General features: G+C 70.3%; 22 protein-coding genes and 2 tRNA genes. 14 read left to right on the forward strand and 10 right to left on the reverse strand.

Annotated elements, in window-relative coordinates; all coding sequences use genetic code 11:
• Positions 1-113: 113 nt before the first annotated feature.
• Positions 114-1,409 (reverse strand): M6 family metalloprotease domain-containing protein, encoded by a 1,296-nt coding sequence (locus tag ACFTZL_RS05990; protein ID WP_382578807.1) that lies wholly within the window; start codon positions 1,407-1,409, stop codon positions 114-116.
• 277 nt (positions 1,410-1,686) lie between these two features.
• Between ACFTZL_RS05990 and ACFTZL_RS05995 the strand changes: the two genes are divergently transcribed.
• Entirely contained in the window at positions 1,687-3,546 is a 1,860-nt protein-coding gene (locus ACFTZL_RS05995) for a putative bifunctional diguanylate cyclase/phosphodiesterase (protein ID WP_382578810.1), read from the forward strand.
• On the opposite strand, the gene ACFTZL_RS06000 is transcribed toward ACFTZL_RS05995, so the two are convergent.
• Positions 3,522-4,664 (reverse strand): LLM class flavin-dependent oxidoreductase, encoded by a 1,143-nt coding sequence (locus ACFTZL_RS06000; protein ID WP_382578813.1) that lies wholly within the window; start codon positions 4,662-4,664, stop codon positions 3,522-3,524. The two genes, ACFTZL_RS05995 and ACFTZL_RS06000, sit on opposite strands and share 25 nt — an antisense overlap.
• Positions 4,665-4,829: 165 nt before the next feature.
• Between ACFTZL_RS06000 and ACFTZL_RS06005 the strand changes: the two genes are divergently transcribed.
• A complete protein-coding gene (locus tag ACFTZL_RS06005; protein ID WP_382494376.1) occupies positions 4,830-4,964 on the forward strand; it encodes a hypothetical protein in 135 nt (44 codons plus the stop codon).
• A gap of 60 nt (positions 4,965-5,024) precedes the next feature.
• Here the strand turns inward: ACFTZL_RS06005 and ACFTZL_RS06010 are convergent, their stop codons facing one another.
• Both ACFTZL_RS06010 and ACFTZL_RS06015 read right to left on the reverse strand, forming a co-directional pair.
• On the reverse strand, positions 5,025-5,756 hold the full coding sequence (locus ACFTZL_RS06010; protein ID WP_382578816.1) for an aspartate/glutamate racemase family protein: 732 nt from the start codon (positions 5,754-5,756) through the stop codon (positions 5,025-5,027).
• Positions 5,753-6,568: an aspartate/glutamate racemase family protein gene (locus tag ACFTZL_RS06015; protein WP_382578819.1), complete on the reverse strand. Its 816-nt coding sequence runs from the start codon at positions 6,566-6,568 to the stop codon at positions 5,753-5,755. The genes ACFTZL_RS06010 and ACFTZL_RS06015 overlap by 4 nt, the downstream gene beginning before the upstream one ends.
• Before the next feature lie 197 nt (positions 6,569-6,765).
• Between ACFTZL_RS06015 and ACFTZL_RS06020 the strand changes: the two genes are divergently transcribed.
• Positions 6,766-7,713 (forward strand): D-2-hydroxyacid dehydrogenase, encoded by a 948-nt coding sequence (locus ACFTZL_RS06020; RefSeq protein ID WP_382578821.1) that lies wholly within the window; start codon positions 6,766-6,768, stop codon positions 7,711-7,713.
• 17 nt (positions 7,714-7,730) lie between these two features.
• The gene (locus ACFTZL_RS06025) at positions 7,731-9,140 is read left to right on the forward strand and encodes an amidase (RefSeq protein ID WP_382578824.1); all 1,410 of its coding nucleotides are present in this window, start codon (positions 7,731-7,733) and stop codon (positions 9,138-9,140) included.
• Here ACFTZL_RS06025 and ACFTZL_RS06030 read toward each other — a convergent pair.
• Complete coding sequence (locus ACFTZL_RS06030; protein ID WP_382578826.1) at positions 9,121-9,615, reverse strand: DUF3830 family protein; 495 nt, start codon at positions 9,613-9,615, stop codon at positions 9,121-9,123. The two genes, ACFTZL_RS06025 and ACFTZL_RS06030, sit on opposite strands and share 20 nt — an antisense overlap.
• Positions 9,616-9,721: 106 nt before the next feature.
• On the opposite strand from ACFTZL_RS06030, the gene ehuB reads away from it, so the two are divergent.
• The 6 genes from ehuB to ACFTZL_RS06060 all read left to right on the forward strand — a co-directional run bounded on the left by ehuB (position 9,722) and on the right by ACFTZL_RS06060 (position 13,918).
• On the forward strand, positions 9,722-10,663 hold the full coding sequence (gene ehuB / locus ACFTZL_RS06035; RefSeq protein ID WP_382578829.1) for an ectoine/hydroxyectoine ABC transporter substrate-binding protein EhuB: 942 nt from the start codon (positions 9,722-9,724) through the stop codon (positions 10,661-10,663).
• Complete coding sequence (ehuC, locus tag ACFTZL_RS06040) at positions 10,660-11,361, forward strand: ectoine/hydroxyectoine ABC transporter permease subunit EhuC (RefSeq protein WP_382578832.1); 702 nt, start codon at positions 10,660-10,662, stop codon at positions 11,359-11,361. Before ehuB ends, ehuC begins: the two co-directional genes overlap by 4 nt.
• Positions 11,358-12,008, forward strand: a complete 651-nt coding sequence (gene ehuD, locus ACFTZL_RS06045) for an ectoine/hydroxyectoine ABC transporter permease subunit EhuD (RefSeq protein WP_382578835.1) — start codon at positions 11,358-11,360, stop codon at positions 12,006-12,008. Before ehuC ends, ehuD begins: the two co-directional genes overlap by 4 nt.
• On the forward strand, positions 11,998-12,795 hold the full coding sequence (ehuA, locus tag ACFTZL_RS06050) for an ectoine/hydroxyectoine ABC transporter ATP-binding protein EhuA (RefSeq protein ID WP_382578838.1): 798 nt from the start codon (positions 11,998-12,000) through the stop codon (positions 12,793-12,795). Before ehuD ends, ehuA begins: the two co-directional genes overlap by 11 nt.
• A gap of 196 nt (positions 12,796-12,991) precedes the next feature.
• Positions 12,992-13,750, forward strand: a complete 759-nt coding sequence (locus ACFTZL_RS06055) for an IclR family transcriptional regulator (RefSeq protein ID WP_382578841.1) — start codon at positions 12,992-12,994, stop codon at positions 13,748-13,750.
• 94 nt (positions 13,751-13,844) lie between these two features.
• Positions 13,845-13,918: transfer RNA gene (locus tag ACFTZL_RS06060), tRNA-Lys, on the forward strand.
• Here ACFTZL_RS06060 and ACFTZL_RS06065 read toward each other — a convergent pair.
• The 5 genes from ACFTZL_RS06065 to ACFTZL_RS06085 all read right to left on the reverse strand — a co-directional run bounded on the left by ACFTZL_RS06065 (position 13,884) and on the right by ACFTZL_RS06085 (position 19,427).
• Positions 13,884-15,557, reverse strand: coding sequence for a long-chain-fatty-acid--CoA ligase (locus ACFTZL_RS06065; protein ID WP_382578843.1), 1,674 nt, complete (start codon positions 15,555-15,557; stop codon positions 13,884-13,886). The genes ACFTZL_RS06060 and ACFTZL_RS06065 overlap by 35 nt on opposite strands.
• Before the next feature lie 68 nt (positions 15,558-15,625).
• The gene (locus ACFTZL_RS06070; RefSeq protein ID WP_382578846.1) at positions 15,626-16,120 is read right to left on the reverse strand and encodes a hypothetical protein; all 495 of its coding nucleotides are present in this window, start codon (positions 16,118-16,120) and stop codon (positions 15,626-15,628) included.
• Between the two features lie 100 nt (positions 16,121-16,220).
• Positions 16,221-16,826 carry a lytic polysaccharide monooxygenase gene (locus ACFTZL_RS06075; protein WP_382578848.1) on the reverse strand — a complete coding sequence of 202 codons (606 nt, stop codon included), beginning with the start codon at positions 16,824-16,826 and terminating at the stop codon, positions 16,221-16,223.
• 101 nt (positions 16,827-16,927) lie between these two features.
• Complete coding sequence (locus ACFTZL_RS06080) at positions 16,928-18,049, reverse strand: SPFH domain-containing protein (RefSeq protein WP_382578851.1); 1,122 nt, start codon at positions 18,047-18,049, stop codon at positions 16,928-16,930.
• A 61-nt stretch (positions 18,050-18,110) separates the two neighbouring features.
• Positions 18,111-19,427, reverse strand: coding sequence for a peptidoglycan-binding protein (locus ACFTZL_RS06085; RefSeq protein WP_382578854.1), 1,317 nt, complete (start codon positions 19,425-19,427; stop codon positions 18,111-18,113).
• Between the two features lie 202 nt (positions 19,428-19,629).
• On the opposite strand from ACFTZL_RS06085, the gene ACFTZL_RS06090 reads away from it, so the two are divergent.
• The 4 genes from ACFTZL_RS06090 (at position 19,630) to ACFTZL_RS06105 (ending at position 24,789) form a co-directional block, all read left to right on the forward strand.
• Positions 19,630-19,703 (forward strand) — tRNA-Lys (locus tag ACFTZL_RS06090).
• Between the two features lie 110 nt (positions 19,704-19,813).
• Complete coding sequence (locus ACFTZL_RS06095; RefSeq protein WP_382578857.1) at positions 19,814-20,527, forward strand: FadR/GntR family transcriptional regulator; 714 nt, start codon at positions 19,814-19,816, stop codon at positions 20,525-20,527.
• A 324-nt stretch (positions 20,528-20,851) separates the two neighbouring features.
• Entirely contained in the window at positions 20,852-22,852 is a 2,001-nt protein-coding gene (locus ACFTZL_RS06100) for a glycosyltransferase family 2 protein (protein ID WP_382578860.1), read from the forward strand.
• Entirely contained in the window at positions 22,849-24,789 is a 1,941-nt protein-coding gene (locus tag ACFTZL_RS06105; RefSeq protein ID WP_382578863.1) for a kelch motif-containing protein, read from the forward strand. The genes ACFTZL_RS06100 and ACFTZL_RS06105 overlap by 4 nt, the downstream gene beginning before the upstream one ends.
• Positions 24,790-24,809 lie beyond the last annotated feature (20 nt).

Raw genomic sequence — 24,809 nt, forward strand, 5'->3', positions numbered from 1 at the left:
TAGAGCAGCTGACTCTTAATCAGCGGGTCCGGGGTTCGAGTCCCTGGCGGCGCACAGACGGTGAAAGACCCCCTCGCGAGAGCGAGGGGGTCTTTCGCGTGTCCGCACCGCCCTCAGCGGCCCACCATGATCTTCACCGTCCACGCTCCCGAAGCCGTACGCCCCTCCACCTCCACCCGCACCCCCTCCCCCGGCACCGTGAAGCTCTCCCCGAGGGCGATCGGCGCGTCCGCGAGGGGCGGGTACACCGAGTCCTCCCAGCACGCCTCGGTCCGCGGATGGGCGTCGATCACCTCGATGGGCCCACCCCCGGACTGCGCCTCGCCCCGCACCCGGTACACGAGCACCCCCTGCCGGCACGCGGCCGTGTCGTTGCCCACCGGCCCCCGCGCCTCGAAGGCGAGCACGCTGTCGGGGCCCGTCCGCACCACCGCGAGCTTGGTGCCCCGCCCGAGACCGAGGACCGGCGCCCCGGCGGCACCCGAGACCGGCACGCCGGGCGCCGCCGCCAGCGGCTCCAGGGTCAGCCGGGCGGGCCCGGCGTCCTGCACACACCGCACCTGCCGCGGATTCAGCCAGCCCAGCTTCCACTTGTGCCAGCCGAACAGATCGGGGGCGAGTCCGAACTGGCTGCCCATCAGGTCCCAGTCGCCGACATGCGTGTCCCAGTCGCCCTTGCCGTCGGCGGGCCGGTGGTAGAGGTCGGGCAGATCGAAGACGTGCCCGGTCTCGTGGGCGAGGACGAGCCGGTCCGGCGGATGCTGCTCGAACACCGTGACGACCCGGCGCAGGTCGGTGCCGTCGGCCCGCATCGGGCTGGTGAGGTTGACCACCTTGGTCGCGTCGGAGTCCACGCCGGGCGCGTCCGGGTCGGCGACGAAGTACACGACGTCGTAGCGCGAGAAGTCGACCTCCGGGTCGGCCGCGGAGAGGGCGTCCCGCAGGTACGCGGCCCGGTGCTCGGCGCTCCAGTCGCGCTGTATGGCGTACGCGGTGGACGGCCGCGGCATCTGGATCCAGTGCCCGAGCGGGTGCGGGCGCAGGGTGAAGCGGCCATAGGAAGCCCGTTCGAAGAATCGGGTGGTGTCCGGGAAGTGGTCGGCGGTCAGTTCCTGCGGTGTGGTCAGCGGACGGGCGTCCGGGAAGGACAGGAAGACCATGACCGCGTCCAGGGACCGGGCCGGGCGCGGATAGGCGGCGTTCCAGGTGTCCAGGCCCTCCGAGTGGTGGGCGTCGGTGCGGGTCAGGGCGCAGGGCTCGGCCGAGTCGGGTCCGGCGGCCGAGTGGCCGGTGCCGAGGGAGGTGGCGGCGAGGGCCGACATGGTGGTGAACACGGCCGCGGTACTGCGCAGTCGGGCGCGCGAGAACTGACGCGGCACGGATACCTCCGGGTACGGTTCGCGGGACACCGCACCCAGACTGTGATGATTTGTAGTACTGCGCCCTGTTTGCCTGCACCAGTCGGGTGAAGGAGCCGAAAAATCGCGGAAGCCGACATCCCAGAAGCACTCACGGAATGTCACAACTGGTCGGGGGCCTGAAGAAGCCGTCCAGGTGCGAGCAGAAACGATCTGGCAGAAGGGCCGATTGGTCGGGAACACTGGACACCGGCTGGAAGGCCCTGGGGCCAGCCTCTATGATCGGCACACTTTCCTGACCTTTCCTGCACGGACAGAGATCGAATACATGCGGGAGCGAGCGGTGAGCGGAACCTCCGAAGGGCCGACGCCCGCGGCAGACCTCGACCGGCCGGTCGTCACAGAGAGTGAGATCGATACGTCCCCCCGTACCGAGCACCTGTCGCAGCCGCCCTATCGCTCCGTCTTCACGGCCGCCCCGCTCGCCATGGCCGTCGTGGACCGCGAGGGCACGGTCGTCAGCGCCAACGACTCACTCGCCGCGCTGCTCGGCACCGCCCCGGACGAACTGGCCGGGGCCGTCGCCGCCGATCTGGTCGACCTCACCTCCGACGCCCGCACCTGGCACGCCTACCGCGAGGTGCTGCGCGGCCGGCAGTCCCGGCTGCGCTGCACCCGCCGCCTCAAGCACCCCGACGGGCACTCGCTGTGGGTGCAGGTGACGGTCGCCCCGCTGCCCGCCGAGGACCGGGGCGTGCTCATGTCCGTCGCCGACATCAGCTCCCGCCGTGAACTCCAGGCCCGGCTGCGGCACTTGCAGATGCACGACGCGGTGACCCGGCTGCCCAATCGCACACTGTTCTTCGAACGCCTGTCGGTCGCACTGGAGGCCGAGTCGTACGAGCAGAGCGGCACGGGCCGGATCGGGCTGTGCTATCTGGACCTGGACGGCTTCAAGGCCATCAACGACACCCTCGGCCATCGCGTCGGCGACCGGCTGCTGGCCGCCGTCGCCGAGCGCCTGAGGCGCTGCGCGGACGAGACGGGCTTCGCGCGCACCAGCACCCCGCTGGTGGCCCGGCTCGGCGGCGACGAGTTCGCGCTGCTCGTCGAGGACTCCACGGGCACCGAACAGCTTGCCGAGCTGGCCGAAGCCGTGCTGCGGGCGATCCAGGACCCCTTCGACATCTCCGGCCAGCGGCTGTCGGTGTCGGCGTCGATCGGGGTCGTGGAGCGGCACGCCGCCGGCACCACCCCGACCGCCCTGGTGCAGGCGGCGGACACGACGCTGTACTGGGCGAAGGCCGACGGCAAGGCCCGCTGGACGCTGTTCGACCCGGAGCGCAACGCCCACCGCATGACCCGCCAGGCCCTCGCCTCCACGCTCCGGCCGGCCATCGACAGGGGCGAGTTCCGGCTGGAGTACCAGCCGCTGGTCGGCATGGAGGACGACCGGCTGCACGGGGTCGAGGCGCTCATCCGCTGGAATCATCCCCAGTTCGGCGTACTGACGCCGAATCGGTTCATCGGACTTGCCGAGGAGGACGGTTCGATCGTCCCGCTGGGCCGCTGGGTGCTGCGTACGGCCTGCCGGCAGGCCCGCCGCTGGCAGCGGGAGCACCCGGACGAGCCGCCGATCTTCGTCAGCGTCAACGTGGCGGTCCGCCAGGTCTGGGACTCGGACCTGGTCGCGGACGTGGCCGAGACCCTGGCCGAGACGGGCCTCGCGCCGCACCTGCTCCAGTTGGAGCTCACCGAGTCGGCGGTGATGGGCTCGGGCGGGCGGCCGTTGCAGGCCCTGAAGGCGCTCAGCGACATGGGCGTGCGCATCGCCATCGACGACTTCGGCACGGGCTACTCGAACCTCGCGTATCTGAGCCGGCTGCCGGTGTCGGTGCTGAAGCTGGACGGTTCCTTCGTGCGGGGCTTCCAGTACGACGACCGGGACGCGGCCGCACGCCCGAACCCCGCCGACGAGGTCGTGGTCGAGGCGATGATCCAGCTCGCGCACCGGCTCGGGCTGACCGTGACGGCCGAGTGCGTGGAGACCTCGGCCCAGGCGGTCCGGCTGCGGCGCATCGGCTGCGACACCGGACAGGGCTGGCTGTACTCCCGTCCGGTGTCGCCGGACCGTATCTCCGAGCTGCTGGGCACGCCGGACGTTCAGGCGGGCGTCGGCAACCCGTAGGCGTCGGCGATGAGTTCGTAGCTGCGGACGCGCACGTCACCGCCGTGCGCGTTGGCCGTGATCATCAGCTCGTCGGCGCCGGTGCGCTTGGCGAGGTCGTCCAGGCCGGAGCGGACCTCGTCGGGGGTGCCGTGGATGACGTTGGCGTTCCAGGAGTCGACGAAGTCGCGCTCCATGGGGCTGAACTCGTAGGCCGCCGCCTCCTCGGGGCTGGGCACGAGGCCGGGGCGGCCGGTGCGCAGCCGGACCATGCTGAGGGCCGCGGCCAGCACCTGCCGGCGGGCCTCCTTCTCCTCGTCGGCGGCGAGAGCGGAGACGCCGATGAGGGCATACGGCCGGTCGAGCACGGCGGACGGCTGGAAGGACTCCCGGTACAGATCCAGGGCGGGGACGGTGTTCTGCGCCGAGAAGTGGTGCGCGAAGGCGAAGGGCAGCCCGAGGACGCCGGCGAGGCGGGCGCTGAAGCCGGAGGAGCCGAGCAGCCAGATCGGCGGCCGGTGCGGGGACTGGACGCCGCCGGGTGACGTGGCCTGGACCGGGCCCGGTACGGCGTGGATACGGCGGTACCTGTGCCCGTCGGGGAAGTCGTCGTCGAGGAAGCGGGTCAGCTCGGCGAGCTGCTCGGGGAAGTCGTCGGCGCCCGAGTGACTGGGGGTCCCCCCGCTCGAACGAAGTTGAGAGTGGGGGAGGTCGGTGCGGCGCAGGGCGGCGGCCGTGGCGCCGTCCGTGCCGGGGGCGCGCCCGAGGCCGAGGTCGACCCGCCCCGGTGCCATGGCCTCCAGCGTGCCGAACTGCTCGGCGATCACGAGCGGGGCGTGGTTGGGCAGCATCACGCCGCCCGAGCCGAGCCGGATGCGGTCGGTGTGGGCGGCGAGGTGGGCCAGGATCACGGCGGGGGACGACGAGGCCACGCCCGGCATGGAGTGGTGCTCGGCGACCCAGTAGCGGTGGAAGCCGCGGGCCTCCGCGAGGCGGGCCAGGTCGACGCTGGTGCGCAGCGCGTCGGAGGCGGTGCGGCCGGCCCCTACGGTGACCAGGTCCAGTACGGAGAGGGGGACGGGGGCGCTGCCCTGCGCTGCGCCGCGTATCTCGTCGCCGCGTATCTCGTCTGCCGCCACGGTGGGGTGCCTCCTGCTGTGGGCCGTGTGCTGTCGTCCCGGCTGTAACAGGGGACTGTCTCCGGTTATTCCCCTCGGGGCGGGCCCGACAAAGAGGTGTGGCCGATTCCGGACCCCATGGAGCAGAGGTTCGAGGGAACAGCACCTGGTGAGGAGGTGCCTGCGATGGGAACTTCGGCAGACGACGTCACGCTGGCCTACAAGGGCCTGGGGCTGCTGCCTGACTGGGCGGCGATCGCCCTCGCCGTGCTTCTCTGTGTCTGGCTGGTCGTCTTCCTGGTCCGGCGCAAGCGGTCATAGGCCGAACTCGTCCCCGCCGCCCGGGCAACAGCCCGAGGCGGCGAGCACGGTACTCGTCGGTCACGCCTGGACGATCGGCTCCCTGGTGAACAGGGCGCCCAGCTCCGGCGCGTTCACACGGCGGTCCGCCAGACGCAGGCATTCCCAGACCGTGACCTGGTTGGCGGTGAGGATCGGCTTGCCCAGTTCCCTCTCCAGGGCCGGGATGTGCGCGGCCGTGTGCAGGGCCGTGTCGGGGAGGAGGAGGGCCTCGGCGTCGGGGTGGTCGGAGTTCCGGGCCAGGGCGAGGAGTTCCGCCTCGCCCCAGGTGCCGACCTCGGCGGCCGTGATGATGCCGGAGCTGTTGACCGACACGACCTCCACGCCGTCCGACCGCAGGAACTCGGCGAAGAGCCGCGCCACGTCGTCCGGGTACGTCGCCCCGATCGCGACCCGCCGCGCTCCCAGCTCCTTCACCGCGTGCGCGAAGGCGAAGGACGTCGAGGAGGCGGGCATGCCGGCCGTCTGCGCCAGGGAGCGGACCTGCTCCTGGGCGCCGTCCCAGCCGTAGACGAAGCTGCCGCTCGTGCAGGCCCACACGACGGCATCCGCGCCCGCGTGCCGCAGTTCCTGGACGCCCGCCGCGAGCCGCCCGGCGGAGCCCATCTCCAGCAGCGCGTCCACCCGGTGCGCGTCCTCACCGATATCGGTGTGCACCAGGTCCACCCGGATGTCGCTGCCCAGCAACTGCTCGATGCGCGGATAGTCGTCCTCGGCGGAGTGGCCCGGGTAGAGAAATCCCAGTGCTGTCATGTCCAGCCTTCCTGCTGCTGTTCTTCTTCCGGCACTACAGGGCCGGGGTCGACCCCCGGCGATACCAGACCGGAACGCGCCTCCGGATTGATCAGCGCTTGATACGGTCCCACCGCACGGGTACCCAGTCGGCGCAGCGCAGCCCACATCGTCACTTGGTTGGCCGAGATCACCGGGATCCGCAGCTCGGCCTCGAGCTGCGGGATCACGTCGTAGGTGGGCAGGTTGGTACAGCTGATGAACAGGGCGTCGGCGTCGCCGCGTACGGCCTGCCGCGCCATGTCCACCACTTCCCGGTAGGGGACCTTCCAGATGTGCCGGGTCAGGCCCATGAAGGCGCATCCGGAGATCGAGACGCCGGCCTGGGCGACGTACGCCTCCAGCGACTGGGTCACCGACACGGTGTACGGCGTCACCAGCGCCACCCGCCGTACGTCCAGCTCCACCAGGGCCTCCAGCAGAGCGCCCGAGGTGGTGATCGCCGGTACGGCACCCGCCCGGCTCATCGCCTCGCACATCGCGCGCTCGCCCATGACGCCGCCGACGAAGCTGCCCGACGTACAGGCGTAGGCGATGACATCGGGTGCGATCGCGTTGATGGTGCGGACCGCCTCGCTCAGCGTCTCGTGCTCGCTGACCAGGCGGGCGAGATCGAGGCTCACCTCGACCGGCACGAACGGTGTTCGTGTCATGTGCAGGGAGACCTCGTCCGGCACCCAGCGCCACAGCTCGCGGTCGAGTGCGAAGTCGAAGGGGGCGACAACGCCGACCCCCCGCTGCGGGCTGGGCCCGCCGAGAAAAGAGACGTCCATGGCAGGCACCGGCCTCACGCTGGGCAACTAGTGTGCAACGGATCGTGGGAACGCCCGTGTTGACGACGGTAGGTTCGGGTGCGAGCGTGGTCAATCCGCCCGGATCACTCCTTGGTCAACACCCGGTTAACTCGTCGTCACCGGTCGGCGCCCGCAGGCCGGCCCGCACCGCCGCACGGCTGGAGAAACGGCTGCTCATGCCCACTCCCACCCTTCTCGTCCTGGACGCCGAACCCCTGCCCCGGCTCGGCCGCCTCACCGGCCGCGCCCGTATCGAACACACCGACGCGGCGGGTCTCGCCGAGCGCCTGCCGCGCGCGGACGCGTTGCTGGTGTGGGACTTCACCTCGCGCGCCGTGCGGGACGCCTGGCCGGGCGAGGGCCCGCGGCCACGCTGGGTGCATACGGCGAGCGCCGGTGTGGACCATCTGATGTGTCCGGAACTCGCCGCTTCCGACACGGTGGTGACGAACGCGCGCGGCATCTTCGACCAGCCGATCGCCGAGTACGTCGCCGCGCTCGTGCTGGCGATGGCCAAGGATCTGCCGCGCACGCTGGAGTTGCAGCGGGAGCGGACCTGGCGGCACCGCGAGTCGCACAAGGTCGCCGGGGGCCGGGCCGTCGTGGTCGGCTCCGGGCCGATCGGCCGGGCGATCGCCCGCACGCTCGGGGCGCTGGACATCACGACCGCGCTCGTGGGCCGCGCCCCGCGCACCGGCGTGCACGGCCCGGAGGACCTGGACCGGCTGCTGGCGCGCGCCGACTGGGTGATCGCGGCGGCACCGCTCACCGAACAGACGCACGGCATGTTCGACGCCCGCCGCTTCGATGTGATGCAGCCGTCCGCCCGGTTCATCAACATCGGCCGGGGCCAGCTCGTCGTCGAGGACGCGCTCGCCGACGCCCTGGCCAAGCACTGGATCGCGGGCGCCGCACTGGATGTCTTCGAGGCCGAACCCCTGACCCCCGACAGCCCGTTGTGGCAGCTCCCCGGCCTGATCGTGTCCCCGCACATGAGCGGCGACATCGTCGGCTGGCGGGACGAACTCGGCGCCCAGTTCGTGGACCTTTACGAGCTCTGGGCGAGCGGGGAGCCGCTGAAGAACGTGGTCGACAAGCAGCGTGGGTACGTACCTGGTCACTGACGTTCCTTGGAGGGTGGATGACCGAGCTCACCGAGCTGACCGCCGTACGGCTCCTCGACGGGTACCGCAAGGGCGAGTGGAGTCCCGTGGAGGCGACCCGGGCGGCGCTGGAGCGGGCCGAAGCGATCCAGCCGGAGGTGAACGCCTTCGTCCGGCTGACCGCCGAGGACGCGCTGGCCCGGGCCCGGGAGTCGGAGGAGCGATGGCGGCGCGGTGAACCGCACGGGCTGCTGGACGGGGTGCCCGTCACGGTGAAGGACATCCTGCTGCAGCGCGGCGCGCCGACCCTGCGCGGGTCGAAGGCCGTGGATCCGGCGGGGCGCTGGGACGAGGACGCCCCGTCCGTGGCGCGGCTGCGGGAGCACGGGGCGGTCTTCATCGGCAAGACGACGACCCCCGAGTTCGGCTGGAAGGGCGTGACGGACTCGCCGCTCAGCGGCGTGACCCGCAACCCGTACGACCCCTCGCGCACCGCCGGCGGGTCGAGCGGCGGCAGCGCGGCGGCCGTGGCGCTCGGCGCGGGGCCGCTGTCGCTGGGCACGGACGGCGGCGGCAGTGTCCGTATCCCGGCGTCGTTCTGCGGGATCTTCGCGCTGAAGCCGACGTACGGGCGGGTGCCGCTCTACCCGGCGAGCGCGTTCGGCACGCTGGCGCACGTCGGGCCGATGACCCGGGACGCGGCGGACTCGGCGCTGCTGATGGATGTGATCGGCCACCCGGACTCGCGCGACTGGTCTGCGCTCGCCCCGCCGCCGGGCGCCTACACGGACGGCCTGACGGGCGGGGTGCACGGACTGCGCGTGGCGTACTCGCCGTCGCTGGGCGGGCAGGTGGCGGTGCGTCCGGAGGTCGCGACAGCGGTGCGGCGGGCGGTGGAGCGGCTGGCGGAGCTCGGCGCGTACGTCACGGAGACCGACCCGGATCTCACCGACCCGGTGGAGGCCTTCCACACCCTGTGGTTCAGCGGGGCGGCCCGGGTGACCGAACACCTGGGCCCGCACCAGCGGGAGTTGCTGGACCCGGGCCTGCGGGAGATCTGCGCGCAGGGCGCCAGGGCCTCGGCGCTGGACTATCTGGCCGCGGTGGACGTCCGGATGGACCTGGGCCGCCGGATGGGCCGCTTCCACGACACCTACGACCTGCTTCTCACCCCGACCCTCCCGATCACGGCGTTCGAGGCGGGCGCCGAGGTACCGAAAGGATCCGGCCACCGGCGCTGGACGGGCTGGACCCCGTTCACGTACCCGTTCAACATGACGCAGCAGCCCGCGGCGAGCGTGCCGGTCGGCATGGACGGGGACGGTCTGCCGATCGGTCTGCAGCTCGTGGCCGCCCGGCACCGGGACGATCTGGTGCTGCGGGCGGCCCACGCGCTGTACGAGGCCGGGGTGGCGTCCGCCGGCCGGCTCAGGCCCTCCGGAAGCTGAGCGTCTCCCCCGCCGCCCCCGACCTCCACAGGTCGTTGCACGCCTCGGCCATGTTCTCCAGGCCGTCGACGACCTGGCCCCAGACGATGCCGGGGACCCAGCCGACATCGCCGTTCAGCAGCAGGTTGTTGCGCTCGTAGAACAGGGCCAGGTCGACGAGGGTGGTCCCGGCGCGGACCTCGCGGTCGTAGCCGTAGGACTTGGTACCCAACTCCGCCCCGGCGAAGGTGAAATAACACAGATCGCCGGGGATGGGGGTGATTGTCGGGTTTTCCAGGGGTGGCTCGGATTCGGCGAATGGCGGGAAAAGGGCGTAAATCTCATTGCGTGCGTACTTCGCGTGGTAGACGTCACCGGCCAGCGGAAGGGAATCCCAGACGGCCGCGCAGGTGATCGGCGCGCGGTCGTCCAGCAGCTTGGCCGTGCAGGTCACGTCACGCTTGACCAGCGAGAGTTCGATGTAGCGATCAGCCATGCCTCCATGGGAGTGCCCCTCGGCTCCGCGGTCAAGGGCGCATCGGCAGAGTGCGGGGCTTGAAAAGATCGGCATAACTCCAGTGCGGTCGGGTAGCCGCGCGCCCATGGCTCCACCACAGAGAAGCCCCCTCAGAATTCCGGAACCCATAACCCGGACCATGTCCGGGGCCGTGTCCGGTCCCACACGCCGATCGCTGCTCGCGGGGGTCGCGGCGCTCGGCGCGCTGGGCGCCGCCGGATGCAGCCGGGTCGCCACCGCCTCGGACGTCGAGGGCGGTGACCTGCTCGAACGGCTCCGGGCCGCGGGCGTCGTCCGCCTCGGCATCGCCGGCGAGATCCCGTTCGGGTTCATCGACAAGAACGGCGAGCTGACCGGTGAGGCACCCGAGCTGGCCAAGGTGATCTTCAAGAGTCTCGGCGTCGACCGGGTGCAGCCCGTGCCGACCGAGTTCGGCTCGCTCATCCCGGGCCTGAACTCCCAGCAGTTCGACGTCGTGGCCGCCGGGATGTACGTCAACCCGGAGCGCTGCGAGCAGGTCATCTTCTCCGACCCCGACTACCAGATGCTCGACGCGTTCATCGTGCGCAAGGGCAACCCGAAGGGGCTGCACAGCTACAAGGACGTCGTCGGCAAGAAGGCGAAGTTCGCCACCGGGACCGGCTACGCCGAGATCCAGTACGCCGTCGAGGCGGGGTACAAGGAGAGCGACATCCTCATCGTCCCGGACCAGGTCGCGGGTCTGAACGCCGTCGAGGCGGGACGCGTGGACGTGTTCGCCGGTACGGCGCTCACCGCCCGTGAGGTGGTGAAGAAGTCCGCCAAGGCGGAGGCGACCAAGCCCTTCACGCCGATCGTGGGCGGCAAGCCGCACGTCGACGGAGGCGCCTTCGCGTTCCGGCCGACCGAGACGAATCTGCGGGACGCCTTCAACGTCGAGCTGCGCAAGCTCAAGAAGAGCGGCGAACTGTTCCGCATCCTCCAGCCCTTCGGTTTCACCAAGGCGGAGATGACGGATCTGACCGCGAAGGAGCTGTGCGGCGGATGACCTCGGGACTCTGGGAACTCGTACTCAAGGGCGTGTGGACCACCGTCCAGCTACTCGTCTGCAGCGCTCTGCTGGGCGCGGCCGTCTCCTTCGTGGTCGGCGTCGCGCGCAGCCACCGGCTGCGGTTCGTCCGCTTCCTCGCGGGCTTCTACACCGAGGTGTTCCGCGGCACCTCCGCCCTGGTCATGATCTTCTGGGTGTTCTTCGTGCTGCCGGTCGCCTTCGGCTGGCAGCTCGTACCCCTGTGGGCGGGCACGCTCGCGCTCGGGCTGACCTACGGCGCGTACGGCGCGGAGATCGTGCGCGGCGCGCTGAGCTCGGTCGACCCGGCGCAGCAGGAGGGCGGCATCGCGCTCAGCTTCACGCCCTGGCAGCGGCTGCGGCTGATCCTGCTGCCGCAGGCGGTGCCGGAGATGATCCCGCCGTTCTCGAATCTGCTGATCGAGCTGCTCAAGGGCACCGCGCTGGTGTCCATCACGGGCATGGGCGATCTGACGTTCAGCGCGAACCTGGTGCGCCTCGCGCTGCAGGAGAGCGCGGAGATCTACACGTACATCCTGCTCATCTACTTCGTCATCGCCTTCCTGCTCACCCGGGTCATGCGCGGACTGGAGAAGAAGCTCAAGGCCGGGGTCGGGAAGAAGCCCGACAGCAAGACCCGGGCGCCTGAGCCGGTCGTGGTGGAGGGGGTCCGATGAACTGGGACTGGAGCGCGGTCTCCGACTTCATGCCGGATTTCTGGAAGGGCCTGGTGGTCACCCTCCAGATCCTGCTGTTCGGCTCGCTGATCTCGTTCGCGCTGGGTCTGGTGTGGGCGCTGCTGATGCGGGTGCCCTCGCGCTGGGTGACCTGGCCGGTCGGGGCGGTCACGGAGTTCGTCCGCAACACCCCGCTGCTGGTGCAGCTGTTCTTCCTCTTCTACGTACTGCCCGAGTGGGGCCTGACCTTCTCGGCGCTGACCACCGGTGTCGTCGCGATCGGGCTGCACTACTCGACGTACACGATGCAGGTCTACCGAGCCGGTATCGAGGCCGTTCCGGTCGGCCAGTGGGAGGCGGCGACGGCGCTGAACCTGCCGCTGCGGCGGACGTGGACCGCGGTGATCCTGCCGCAGGCGGTGCGCCGGGTGGTTCCCGCGCTCGGCAACTACGTCATCGCGATGCTCAAGGACACGCCGATGCTGATGGCGATCACCGTCCTGGAGATGCTCGGCCACGCACGCCTGTTCTCCCAGGAGCACTTCCAGTTCACCGAGCCCCTCACGGTGATCGGCGTGGCCTTCATCGTCATTTCCTACCTGGCCTCCCTTGCCCTGCGAGCCCTGGAGCGACGCCTTGCCCACTGACACTCTTCCCAATCCCGGGGCCAATCCCGAGAAGAACCCCGCCAAGAGCACCGGCGAGCTGATCCGGCTGGAACAGGTCACCAAGCGGTTCGGCCAGAACACCGTTCTGGATCACCTGGACTTCTCGGTCGACGCCGGCAAGCACGTCACCCTGATCGGGCCGTCCGGCTCCGGCAAGACCACGATCCTGCGGCTGCTGATGACCCTGCTCAAGCCCGACGAGGGCACGATCACGGTCGACGGGCAGAAGCTGTTCCCCGCCTCCGACAAGGAGGTCCGCGAGGTCCGCAAGAAGATCGGGATGGTCTTCCAGCAGTTCAACCTGTTCCCGAACATGACCGTGCTGCGCAACCTCACCGAGGCGCCGGTCACCGTGCTCGGCATGTCGAAGGACGAGGCGGTGGAGCGGGCCAAGGGCCTGCTGGACATGGTGGGCCTGGCCGACCGGTGCGACGCCCACCCCGCGCAGCTCTCCGGCGGTCAGCAGCAGCGTGTGGCGATCGCCCGGGCGCTGGCGATGCAGCCCAAGGTGCTGCTGCTGGACGAGGTGACCTCCGCGCTCGACCCGGAGCTGGTCGCGGGCGTGCTGGACCTGCTGCGGGACATCGCCCGCAGCACGGACATCACCATGCTCTGCGTGACCCACGAGATGAATTTCGCCCGGGACATCTCCGACCAGGTACTGATGTTCGACTCGGGCCGGGTCATCGAGTCGGGCCCGCCTGAGAAGATCTTCAGCGATCCGGAGCTGGACCGGACGAGGGAGTTCCTCAGCGCAGTGCTGTGACTACGGCCCGTGAACAGGGCTGACGCCGGGCCCTCGGGTCGGGGCATGCTCTTGGCATATGCCAGGGGGTCAATGCCCCAGCCCGAGGGCCCGGAATCTTGTCAACCCCCGCTCTCCACAGCCCCTTTGCCGGTTATCGTGGAGGTGATTCGCTGTCCGGATTACGGCCCAACAGCAAGCGCAGGGGGAGACCACCGTGGCGCTGAGGCACGAGCCGACCACCCCGTACCACTCGGCCCAGGAAGCCCTGCGCGTCCTGGAGACGGTGGCGCGAAACAGTTCCGGCGTCACCGACACCGAGCTCGCCCGGCGCACCGGCATCGGACCGGAGCGGCTCACCGCGCTGCTGCGCATGCTGCGCCGCGAGGGCTACGTCGAGCAGATCGCCGACGGCGCGTATGTCACGGGCGAGGCCCTGACCCGCCTGGGCTCGGCCCGCCATCGCGAGCAGGCCCTGCGCGACAAGCTCCAGCACACCCTCGACCGGCTGCGCGACTCGGTCGGCGCCGCCGTCTACATGAGCCGCTACGTCGACGGCGAGATCAGCATCACCCAGTACGCCGACAGCCCGGCCACACCCAAGGTCAACGAGTGGGTCGACTTCCGCTCCTCGGCCCACGCCACCGCGATAGGCAAGAGTCTGCTGACCCAGCTCGACCACGCAGGCCGCCGCGACCACCTCTCCCGGCACAAGATGGCCCGCCTCACCTCGCGCACCATCACCAGCGACCGACTGCTGCTCTCCCGGCTGGAGGCCCAGCCGGCCACCGTGCCCGTCCTGGACCTCCAGGAGTACGCGGTCGGCACGGTCTGCGCGGCCGTCCCCATCACGGCCGGCTCCTCCGTCGGCTGCCTGGCCCTGTCCCTCCCGGTCGAGCACGCCCACCGCCTCCGCCAGGCCGCGGACGCCCTCAACCGCAACGCGGCACCGGTCCTGCTGTCCATGGCGATCTAGCCGGCGCGAGGTGGTCAGGAGCACCCCCGGAGACCGGGTAGTATTTTCCCGTCGCCCACCGCGGAACACGTTCCCGCAGGTCGGCGCGAGTCATGCGCCGCTAGCTCAGTTGGTTAGAGCAGCTGACTCTTAATCAGCGGGTCCGGGGTTCGAGTCCCTGGCGGCGCACCGGTGAAGGGCCTCTCGTGGGAGCGAGAGGCCCTTCGGCGTGTTCGAGGTCCTCCCCGGTCAGCCTGCGATAAGTGCCCTTCCCCGGCGGCCGCCACCACACCGGATCGGCACACCGGAAGCCCTCCCCGCGCAAAGCCGCACGGTGGATCTTGTTCGTCGCCGTGACCGGCATCCGGTCCGTCACCCGGACGAACCGGGGGGCCATCTTCGTCCCCAGGTCCGGCTGGGCGAGCAGGAACTCCGCGAAGGACAGCGGGTCGAAGGTGCCGGCGATCGTCGCCATCACCTGGTCGCCGGTCACCGGGTCCGGCACCGCGTACACGCAGACCGCCGCCGCCCCCTCGTAGCGCGCCAGGATGTTCTCGATCATCGCGGCGGCCAGGTTCTCGCCGTCGACGCGGAGGCGGTCGTCGGCGCGCCCGGCGAAGTGGAGGTAGCCGTCGGTGTCCCGGCAGAAGAGGTCGCCCGTCCAGTACCAGCCTCCCTTGCGGCGCTCCGCCTCTGCCGCCGGGTTGCGCCAGTAGCCCTCGAAGGGGCTGGGTCCCTGGTTGACCAGTTCGCCGATCGCCTCGTCCCCGTTGAGCAGCCGGCCCGCCGCGTCGAAGCAGGCCGACGGGCACTCCCGGCCCGTCTCCGGGTTCAGGACCACCAGCCCGGGCGCCGCCCGCCCGACCGCTCCCACCGGCGTGCCCGGCGACCACTGCACGGCCGCCCCGCCCTCCGACGAGCCGTACCCCTCGACCAGCCGCACCCCGAACCGCCGCTCGAAGGCCGCCGCGTCCACCGCGCCCGCCTCCGTGCCGAAGCCCAGGCGGAGGGGGTTGTCGCGGTCCTCGGGGTGCGGGGCGGTGGCCAGGACGTACTGGATCGCCCGGCCGACGTAGGTGAAGTACGTCGCCCCGTAGCGGCGTACGTCCGGCAGGAAGCGGGACGCCGAGAAGCGGCGGCGCAGTGCCACGGCCGCCCCGGTGACCAGCGCCGGCGCCCAGTCGGCGATCACCGCGTTGCCGTGGAACAGCGGCATGCAGAGGTAGTGGACGTCGTCCGGGCCCAGGGAGAACTGGCCGGCCAAGGAACGGCCGGCGGCCGCCAGACGGCCCTGGGAGCAGAGTGCGGCCTTGGGCGCGCCGGTCGAGCCGGAGGTGAAGTAGAGCAGGAAGCGGTCGGCCGGGGTCGCGCGGGACGGGTCCGGCCGGGCGTTCGCGTAGGGGGCCAGGAGGTCGGCGTAGTCGGCCGTGTCCGTCACCAGCAGGCGTACCCCGGGCAGGTCCAGGCCCCGGAGCAACGGCAGGTGGGCCCGCTCGGTGACCAGGACGCGGCACTCGGTGTGCAGGATGTCGCGGGCCAGTTCGGCACCGCGGCGGGTGGGGTTGACGCCGGCGACCGCCGCCCCGGCCAGGGCCGCCGCGCCCAGCCAGAGCGGGAACTCGGGGGTGTTGTCGAGCAGCACCCCGATGTGGGGTTCGGCCGCCGGGAGCAGGAGGTCCGCCAGCAGCGCCGCCCGGGTCGCGGCACCTGCCGCCACCTCGTGGTGGGTCAGCACCCGGTCCTCGTACCACAGCCCCGGCCGGTGGTCGCCCCACCCGCCGGCCATGAGTTCCGCGACCGTACCCGCTGACGCCGCCCTGGAGTCCATGGGCACGCACGGTAATTGACGTGCCGTCAGATGTGGAGGGTCACAGCACCACGGTCACAGCACCACGGTCACGGCATCACGGTCGCGTCGCCGCTGCCGCCGAACACGAAGTCGCTGTACGGGGCGAAGATCTGCGCGTACGTGACGACGAAGCCGGCGCAGAACACGACGACGACACCGAGGAACGCCAGGATGCCGACGACGGCCATCGCGTGCTTCGCCCGGCTCGGCGCCTGGGCCGTGGCCACGACCTGGCGGCCGGCGGTGTAGTACACGGTGACGTAGTCGCCGTCGAGGGTCGTCCCGGGTCCGCCGTCCTCCTCGAAGCGGATGACGCGGCCGTCGAGTGCGATGAACTCGTACACATGGCGGAGCGTGGTGCGCACGGAGGTGTCGCCGTGCCCGCCGCTCACCGTCGTGTACGCCCGCAGGCACCGGCCCTCGGCCGTCAGCCCGCTGTTCCAGGCGCCCCGGATCTGCAGCCAGCGCCGCACGACCCGGTAGGCCATGAAGAGCGCCAGAGCCATGATCAGGCCGGGCGCGACGTAGAAGATCACGTCCATCGCATGTCCCCCGAGGTCCATGCGCCGGCCCCGATCGGCCGGCGTGGGAGGAACCTACCCACACCGGCCGCACCGGTGACTCAAGAGAACCTCAGAAGGTTCAGAACGTGACGTCCGAGCAGGCGTAGAACGCGTTGGCCGTGTCGGCGATCGTCCATACGGCGACGATGACGTGACGACCGCTCAGCCCGGACGGCAGCCTGCCGCTGTGGGAGAGCGTCGACGGTGGCCGCTGGCCGTTGTACGGGACCGTGAAGAACGGCGTGAGGTTGAGGTCGGACCGGGCCAGGTTGTGGTTCTGGTTCCAGCCCGGCTTGGTGACGTAGTACCTGAAGTCGGTCGTGGCGTGCATGGCCGTGAACTGCCAGCGGAACGTGTAGTTCTGGCCGCCCGTCACCCTCGTGGCGGGCCAGGCGCCGCCGGACGGTGTGCGCGGTGCGCTGAGCTGGCCGAAGTGGCCGAGGCCGGCGTTGCATATCTGCCCGTCGGCCGGACCGGACGCAGGGAAGCCCTTCGGGCCCTCGACGCTCTGCGGCTCCCACTGGATGGAGCCGCAGTTGGTCACGGTGCCGTTCTGGCAGAGCTTCTGCCGGCTGATGGGGAGGTCGGTGTAGCCGTGGCCGCTGGCGCCGCCGGAGGAGAGTACGAGGGCTCCGGTCGTGGCCAGCCCCACCGCGGCTGCGGACAACTTGGTCCTTGTGCGCATGCTGCCGCTCCTGGAGAACGTGGGGGATGTTCAGTGAGCCGTGCAGGTAGGTCTAGACCAAGTTTGAATGTAGGGACGTTAGTTGAACATGTCCATCCCCATCACCCGCCCGTTTCTCCGCGCCCCGAGCAGAACGCCACCGTCAGGTCCTTCACCAGCACCTTCCGCTCGTAGTCGTCGAGTTCGACCAGCCCCCGCATGGTCAGCCGGGTCACCGTGTCCTCCACCGAGTCCACGACCGAGGTGAGCACGCTCGCCCGGTGCTGGGCGTCCAGGGCGGCGATCCGGCGGCGGTGCATCGCGGCGGCGACCTCGGGGTCGTACTCCGCCCGGAGCGGCTGCACCGAGAACACCTCCAGGCCGACCGGGGCCGCCTCCGCCGTCACGAGCCGGGTCAGCACCTCGGCCGCCGCCTCCCCTGCTCCCCTCGAGCCGCCCGGCATCACCACCGGCACCCGGGCCAGCGCCGCCTCGACGCACTCGCGCAAATACGACTCGTGGTCCTCGACGCCCAGCGTGGCCCGCGCGGTGTCCCGCACCCGCCACACCACCAGGACGACCACCCGCAGCGCGACTCCGTGCGCGTCGGTCGCGGGCACCGGCTCGCTGCGCCAGTGCCGCAGCCGTACGTCCACCCGGCGGCGCAGCAGCAGCGGGTTGACCCACAGCAGGCCGGAGCGCCGGACGGTCCCCCGGTAGCGGCCGAACAGATCCAGCACCCAGGCCCGCCCGGTCCGGCCCCGGGCCAGCCCGCCGAACCCGAACAGCGCGAGCGCCCCGGCCCCCGCGTACGCCGCCCACTGCGCGGGACCGAGCCCGGCCCCGGCGTGGGCGGGCAGGCGCAGCGCCTCCAGTGCGAGCGGCGGCAGCACCCCGGCCCACCAGGAGGTGGCCACGCACCCGGCCGCCCCGCACGCTCCGGCCAGCACGCCCGCCGCACCGGGCAGCACCCGCGCGGTCCGCTCCACCAGGTCGGGGTCGGCCTCCGGCACCGGACGCGGCGTCAGGGCGGCCGGGCGCCTGAGGCGCGGCTGCTCCCCCGTGCCCTGCCGACGGCCGACGACCGCCGGCTTCAGCGGTACCGGCGCCGGGTCGAGGTCGTCGCGGAACAGCAGATGGACGGGGATCTCGGTGGTCGACTCGTTCTGGATGAGCCGGGCGGGCCTGGCCGGCCCCTCGGCCGGTCCGTCGGGCTCGGACGTGTGGGAAGTGGTCGTGGTCATGCGTGCCTCCAGCCTCCGCGCCAGATGCGTCACAACGGGTGGGCCCCCGGTGCCGGGAGTGCTACGAGAACAGCCGCCGCCAGGTCTCCGGCCCCGGGAAGCCGTCCGCCGCTCCGCCCCGCCAGCCCTGGGTGCGCTGGAAGGCCTCGACGGCTCGCCGGTCCGACTCGCCCCAGCGCGGTCCCGGCCGGTTCGGGTAGAACCTGCCGAACCCCTTCCGCACCAGTTGCCTCCCCAGCCGGGTGACATACGGGTTGCTCGCGCCGGGCCGGAACATCGCCCGTCCCGGGTAGCCGGGGACACCGTGGGAGGAGGGCGGCGGCCCGGCCTCCGCCTCGGTGACGTCCTTGCCCTTCCCCGTGACCAGCAGCTCCCAGGTGCGCGGGCCGGGCAGCCCGTCGGCGTCCGCGCCCTTGAAGCCCTGGGCCCGCTGGAAGGCCCGGGTCGCCCGCCGGTGGGCGTCCGTCCAGCGCGGTCCCGGCTCCGACGGGTACGCGGCGCCGGCCCCGCGCGCGACGAGCATGCGGCCGAGCTGCGTGACGTACTTGTTGTCCGCGCCGGGGCCGAAATACGTCGCTCCCGGGTACGGCGTGGCGGCCGGTGCGCCCGGCATCCCCCTGTCCTTCGCCGGGGCCGGCTCCTCCTGCGCGGTGACGCCCTTGTAGCGGTAGGGGACGTACCGGTCGGAGTCGCTCGAGTAGGCATACGGAGTGGACTGCCGGCGGGTGTGCGGGCGGGCCTGCTCGTAGGCCATGTAGGAGGTGTGCTTGGCGTTCGACCAGCCGCCGAAAATGACGACGTGCGAGCCGCTCTCCGGGTTGGCCGGATTGTGGAACAGCAGAATGTCGCCCGGCTGGAGTTCCTCCTTGGAAATCCGTTCACCGAATTGGGCGAGGCTGCCCGTCCATTCGTTTCCGGGCAGTTGCCAGGCCATCGATACATAGCCCGAACAGTCCTGCCGGTAACCGTCGGACCAGTACGCGTTCATGTTGTACGGCACTTTCGCGGCGACCCAGGTCTTGGCCCGGTCGATGATCTCCGAACGGGTGATGGCCGCGGGCTCCAGGGAGTCGGAGGGCTTGCCCTCACGGCCGTCGGCGCCGTGCAGCGGGGCCGTGTCACCCTGGGGGGTCTCTGGATCTTCATCTGCGAAAACACCCGATCGGTGGGGTGCCTGCGGGGCGGCGGCGGCCGGTACGGCGTGGCCCGCGCCGAGGGTGGCGGCGGCCACGGCGGCCAGGGCGAGAGCCCGGTGCGCGGCCGGATGGGTGGTGGTGCGGCCGGCCGGGGAACGCGGCAGGACGCGGCGCCAGTGGACGCAGCCGGGGCAGTCGCAGTCGCCCCCGGGGTCGAATTCCTCGAATACCGGCGACTTCATGCGATTCCCCTCACAGTTGCGGCGGAAAAAGGACGGCGCCGGTGCGGTCCCGGGCGCGCGCCGCCAGTTTCTCAACTGTCTTCCGCACTCGCATGCTGACGGTCCGAATGATGTAACCGGCCGCCCTTGCCGGGGCTTGCCGGGGCCCGGTCCGGTGGTCCGGAGCACCTCCGGGCGTCCTGTAGAGTTACGACGTCAGCGCGCGCCGCTAGCTCAGTTGGTTAGAGCAGCTGACTCTTAATCAGCGGGTCCGGGGTTCGAGTCCCTGGCGGCGCACCGACCGGAAAGCCCCTCGCGGAAGCGGGGGGCTTTCTTGTATCTCGCCGGACCCTCCCTACATGGCCGGAACCCGGTGCACCGCGCGATTGGCCGGATACCCTCTCGCCATGGCAGCGCGTGACCTACAGGAGCGGATCAAGAAGCTCATCATCGACCGCCGGCTGGCCTCCGGGGCCCCGCTGCCGACCGAGCCCGAGCTGATGGAGTACCTCGGCGCGAGCCGGAACTCGGTGCGTGAGGCGCTGAAGGCGCTCCAGGCGATGGGCATCGTGGAGATCCGGCACGGCTTCGGCACCTACGTCGGCCCGATGTCCCTGGCCCCGATGATCGAGGGCCTCGCCTTCCGCACGGTCGCCGGGCACTACCGGGGCGAGGACACCCTGCTCCAGCTCCTCGAACTGCGGGAGGCCGTGGAGACGGGGCTCGTCTCCCGGCTGGCGGGGCGGATACCGGATGCGGACCTCGTTGAACTGGACGCGCTCGTCGACCGTATGGATGAGGAGGCCGCGCGCGGAGCCGGCCTCGCCGAGACCGACCGGGCCTTCCACGCCACTCTCTACCGGGGGCTGGACAACGTGCTGCTGTGCGAGGTCCTGGAGGCGTTCTGGGACGCCTTCCACCGGGTCCGCACGGACCTCGGGGGCGAGCCGCAGGACCCGAAGGTCACGTGCCGGCAGCACCGGGAGATCCTCGACGCGGTCCGGTCCGGTGACTCGATGCGGGCGGAGGAGGCCATAAGAGAGCACTTCGGCAACATCCGCGCCCGTCTGTCCACAACGGCTCCACAGAGTCCCCACACACGTCACAATGAACGCGTATGACCGGTAAACACCGTGTTTCGCATCTTGCGATCATGATGAACGCCGTAGAACCCTGGTTATCTGGTTTTTCAAGATGCTGCGGATTCGCGGCAGTTGGGGGGCAGAAGAACCGGTTGCCGGCCGGACGGGAGTAGGGGCCCCGTTCATGGAGCGATGCCGAGGGGGGCATCATGCAACCGGAAGGTCGCATTGCCGTGTCTATAGGGTGTGGATGACGTGGTGACTGCGATCCACCACTGATACGTCTGTGAAGGTCGAGGGGGACCTGGCGCAGACGGTAGGAAGCGACGAAACACGCGGATTCCGCGTGTGGGGGGATGACTCATGACGTCGAGGCCCACGGGTGCCCGGCAGGACCACGACCCGTCCCAGACCACTCAGCTCAGGGTGCCGGGGCACCGGATGAGCACGACGGGGACATTCCGGCGGATCAAGAAGAATCTGCCGAGATACGACTACGAGCACTACAGCCGGCTCGCGGGTCCCCTCACCCAGCCCGATCCGAACAAGCCGTACAAGGTGCAGTACCGCTCGCTCATCTCGCAGGAGCCGCACCGCATCAGGGTCGCCCTGATGCTGGCCGCGGCCCCGGTGTTGTCCCTGGTCCTGCTGTTCTGGCTGCTCCAGCCCGAGCACTGGACCGAGCGCGACTACCCGGCCTTCGACTGGCTGCCCGCGCTCGACATAGTCATGCTGGTCTCGATCGGCCTGATCGAGTTCTTCCGCTGCATGAACGTGCTGTCGAACGCGCACGCCACGCTCGTGGCCCGCGACCCGATCCCGGTGGTGCCCGAGACCGGCACCCGAGTGGCCTTCCTCACCTCCTTCGTGCCCGGCAAGGAACCGCTGGACATGGTGACGAAGACCCTGGAGGCCGCGGTCAAGATCCGCCACCGGGGCCTGATGCACGTCTGGCTGCTCGACGAGGGCGACGACCCCGACGTGAAGGCCGTCTGCCAGCGCCTCGGTGTGCACCACTTCTCCCGCAAGGGCGTCGCGAAGTGGAACCAGGCCAAGGGCCCGCACCGCGCCAAGACCAAGCACGGCAACTACAACGCCTGGCTCGAGGCGCACGGCGACAACTACGACTTCTTCGCCTCGGTCGACACCGACCACGTGCCGCTGCCCAACTACCTGGAGCGGATGCTCGGCTTCTTCCGCGACCCGGACGTCGGCTTCGTCATCGGCCCGCAGGTCTACGGCAACTACGACAACGCCATCACCAAGGCCGCCGAGTCGCAGCAGTTCCTCTTCCACGCGCTGATCCAGCGCGCGGGCAACCGCTACGGCTCCCCGATGTTCGTCGGCACGTCCAACGCCGTGCGCATCAAGGCGCTCAAGCAGATCGGCGGTCTGTACGACTCGATCACCGAGGACATGGCGACCGGCTTCGAGATGCACCGCCACAAGAACCCGGCGACGGGCAAGAAGTGGCGCTCGGTGTACACGCCGGACGTGCTCGCGGTCGGTGAGGGCCCCAGCGCCTGGACGGACTTCTTCACCCAGCAGATGCGCTGGTCGCGAGGGACGTACGAGACGATCATCGGGCAGTACTGGAAGGGCTGGTACTCGCTGCCGCCGAGCAAGCTCTTCAACTACACGATGATGATCATCTTCTACCCGATGTCGGCCCTGAACTGGATCCTGGCGGCGCTGAGCTGCTGCCTGTTCCTGGGCCTGGGCGCCTCGGGTGTGAACATCGACCCGGCGGTCTGGCTGATGCTCTACGGCAACGCCTCCGCCCTGCAGATCGGTCTGTACGTCTGGAACCGCCGGCACAACGTCTCGCCGCACGAGCCGGAGGGCTCCGGCGGTGTGGCCGGCATGGTGATGTCCGCGCTGTCGGCGCCGCTGTACGCGAAGGCGCTGATCGACTCCGTGCTGCGGCGCAAGAGCAAGTTCGTCGTCACGCCCAAGGGCGACTCCGCGAGCCCCGACCGGTGGTTCGGGACGTTCCGCTACCACTGGTACTTCGTCGCGATCTTCGGTGGGTCGATCGCCGCCGGCCTCGTCTTCGGCCACGCCCACCCCGCGATGATCATCTGGGCGACGTTCGCGCTGCTGATCACCGCCTCGCCGGTCTTCGCCTGGCGCTGGCAGCTCCGGCAGGACGCGAAGAAGCCCGCCGAACCCGCCGCGGAACAGCCGCAGGACTCCGCGGGGCCGCACCGGACGCAGCCGCTGCCGATTCCGCAGCAGCCGACGTCGCACGCCCCGCACCACAAGCCCAGTTGGGCCGCCGCTCCCGGCGGTAACGGGGAGGTCGGGGGATCCGACCAGACCATGCAGATCGCCCTTGGTGGACTTGGGGGACGTAAGGAATGAACGACCGTGCAGGCCGCCGCCGGGCCCGTCGACTCGCGATCGGCACGGCGGTGGTACTCGCGCTGGCCGGGATGAACGGGCCGTGGCTCTACCGCTTCGGAACCGAGAAATACCACCAGTACACAATCAACAAGCCGGAGTACAAGGCCGCGAACGGCAAGTGGGAGATCATCGATTTCCCCGAGGAATACCGGCAGAACACGATCCACGCGGCGCTGCTGCGCACCGGCAAGGTGCTGCTCGTCGCGGGGTCGGGCAACAACCAGGACAACTTCGACGCGAAGAAGTTCGACACCCGGATCTGGGACCCGGTCAAGGGCACCATCAAGAAGGTCCCGACGCCCGCCGACCTGTTCTGCACCGGCCACACCCAGCTCGCCAACGGCAATCTGCTGATCGCGGGCGGCACCAAGCGGTACGAGAAGCTCCAGGGTGACGTCACCAAGGCCGGCGGCCTGATGATCGTCCACAACGAGAACCCGGACGAGCCGATCACCCTGCCCGCGGGCACCAGGTTCACGGGCAAGGGGAACGGCAAGACCTTCGTCTCGAAGGACCCGGTGCTGGTGCCGCGCGCGAAGAAGGTGTTCGACAAGGCGACCGGCAGGTTCCTGCGCAACGACCCGGGTCTCGGCCGTATCTACGTCGAGGCGCAAAAGCGCGGGCACAAGTACGAGACGGGCACGCAGGACAACTACAAGGTGCAGGGCCTGAACGGCGCCGACGCCAAGAACACCTACGGCATCGCCCAGAAGATCGCCCTCGACAAGAAGGACTTCCAGGGCATCCGGGACGCCTTCGAGTTCGACCCGGTCGCCGAGAAGTACATCAAGGTCGACCCGATGAAGGAGGCCCGCTGGTACCCGACGCTCACCACCCTGAGCGACGGGAAGATCCTCAGCGTCTCCGGCCTGGACGACATCGGGCAGCTCGTCCCTGGCAAGAACGAGGTCTTCGACCCGAAGACCAAGAAGTGGGCCTACACGGGCAAGGTCCGGCAGTTCCCGACCTACCCGGCGCTGTTCCTCATGCAGAACGGCAAGGTCTTCTACTCGGGTTCGAACGCCGGCTACGGACCGGACAACGTGGGCCGTGAGCCGGGCGTCTGGGACGTGGACACCAACAAGTTCTCGAAGCTCCCCGGGCTGAGCGACCCCAAGCTCATGGAGACGTCCGGCACGGTGCTGCTGCCGCCCGCGCAGGACGAGAAGTACATGGTGGTCGGCGGGGGTGGCGTCGGCGAGTCCAAGGAGTCCAGCGAGAAGACCCGGATCGTCGACCTGAAGGACGCGGACCCGAGCTTCGAGGACGGCCCGTCCCTGGAGAAGGGCACCCGCTACCCGAACGCCTCGATCCTGCCCGACGACAACGTGCTGATCTCCGGCGGCTCGGAGGACTACCGGGGTCGCGGCGACTCCAACATCTTCCAGGCGCACCTCTACGACACGGAGAAGAACGAGCTCAAGCGGGTCGCCGACCCGCTGGTGGGCCGCAACTACCACTCCGGGTCGATCCTGCTGCCCGACGGACGCTTGATGTTCTTCGGCTCGGACTCGCTGTACGGCGACAAGGCCAACACCAAGCCGGGCAAGTTCGAGCAGCGCATCGAGATCTACACGCCGCCGTACCTCTACGGCGACGGGGAGCGGCCCTCGCTGTCCGGCGGGCCGCAGACCATCGAGCGCGGTGGGACGGGGACGTTCACCTCGTCGAGCGCGTCCTCGGTCAAGAAGGTCCGGCTGATCCGGCCGAGCGCCGCCACCCACGTCACGGACGTCGACCAGCGGTCGATCGCCCTGGACTTCAAGGCGTCCGGCGACAAGCTGACCGTGACCGTGCCGGAGAACCGGAACCTGGTCCAGGCGGGCTGGTACATGCTGTTCGTGACGGACGGCAAGGGGACGCCGAGCAAGGCCCAGTGGGTCAAGGTGCCGTAGTTTCCCGGCTGATCGGGGCG

It is taken from the genome of Streptomyces sp. NPDC056948 (genome assembly GCF_042674225.1).
Taxonomy (GTDB): Bacteria; Actinomycetota; Actinomycetes; order Streptomycetales; family Streptomycetaceae; genus Streptomyces; species Streptomyces purpurascens.

Bases quoted from the DNA above. Each gene is read 5' to 3' on its own strand.
- ACFTZL_RS06080 (WP_382578851.1), bottom strand. From the start codon at position 18,049: ATGACCACGACCACTTCCCACACGTCCGAGCCCGACGGACCGGCCGAG.
- ACFTZL_RS06075 (WP_382578848.1), bottom strand. From the start codon at position 16,826: ATGCGCACAAGGACCAAGTTGTCCGCAGCCGCGGTGGGGCTGGCCACG.
- ehuC (WP_382578832.1), top strand. From the start codon at position 10,660: ATGACCTCGGGACTCTGGGAACTCGTACTCAAGGGCGTGTGGACCACC.
- ACFTZL_RS06015 (WP_382578819.1), bottom strand. From the start codon at position 6,568: ATGGACGTCTCTTTTCTCGGCGGGCCCAGCCCGCAGCGGGGGGTCGGC.
- ACFTZL_RS06030 (WP_382578826.1), bottom strand. From the start codon at position 9,615: ATGGCTGATCGCTACATCGAACTCTCGCTGGTCAAGCGTGACGTGACC.
- ACFTZL_RS06105 (WP_382578863.1), top strand. From the start codon at position 22,849: ATGAACGACCGTGCAGGCCGCCGCCGGGCCCGTCGACTCGCGATCGGC.
- ACFTZL_RS06095 (WP_382578857.1), top strand. From the start codon at position 19,814: ATGGCAGCGCGTGACCTACAGGAGCGGATCAAGAAGCTCATCATCGAC.
- ACFTZL_RS06065 (WP_382578843.1), bottom strand. From the start codon at position 15,557: ATGGACTCCAGGGCGGCGTCAGCGGGTACGGTCGCGGAACTCATGGCC.
- ACFTZL_RS06070 (WP_382578846.1), bottom strand. From the start codon at position 16,120: ATGGACGTGATCTTCTACGTCGCGCCCGGCCTGATCATGGCTCTGGCG.
- ACFTZL_RS06025 (WP_382578824.1), top strand. From the start codon at position 7,731: ATGACCGAGCTCACCGAGCTGACCGCCGTACGGCTCCTCGACGGGTAC.
- ACFTZL_RS05995 (WP_382578810.1), top strand. From the start codon at position 1,687: ATGCGGGAGCGAGCGGTGAGCGGAACCTCCGAAGGGCCGACGCCCGCG.
- ehuD (WP_382578835.1), top strand. From the start codon at position 11,358: ATGAACTGGGACTGGAGCGCGGTCTCCGACTTCATGCCGGATTTCTGG.
- ACFTZL_RS06005 (WP_382494376.1), top strand. From the start codon at position 4,830: ATGGGAACTTCGGCAGACGACGTCACGCTGGCCTACAAGGGCCTGGGG.
- ehuB (WP_382578829.1), top strand. From the start codon at position 9,722: ATGGCTCCACCACAGAGAAGCCCCCTCAGAATTCCGGAACCCATAACC.
- ACFTZL_RS06100 (WP_382578860.1), top strand. From the start codon at position 20,852: ATGACGTCGAGGCCCACGGGTGCCCGGCAGGACCACGACCCGTCCCAG.
- ACFTZL_RS06010 (WP_382578816.1), bottom strand. From the start codon at position 5,756: ATGACAGCACTGGGATTTCTCTACCCGGGCCACTCCGCCGAGGACGAC.
- ACFTZL_RS06020 (WP_382578821.1), top strand. From the start codon at position 6,766: ATGCCCACTCCCACCCTTCTCGTCCTGGACGCCGAACCCCTGCCCCGG.
- ACFTZL_RS06085 (WP_382578854.1), bottom strand. From the start codon at position 19,427: ATGAAGTCGCCGGTATTCGAGGAATTCGACCCCGGGGGCGACTGCGAC.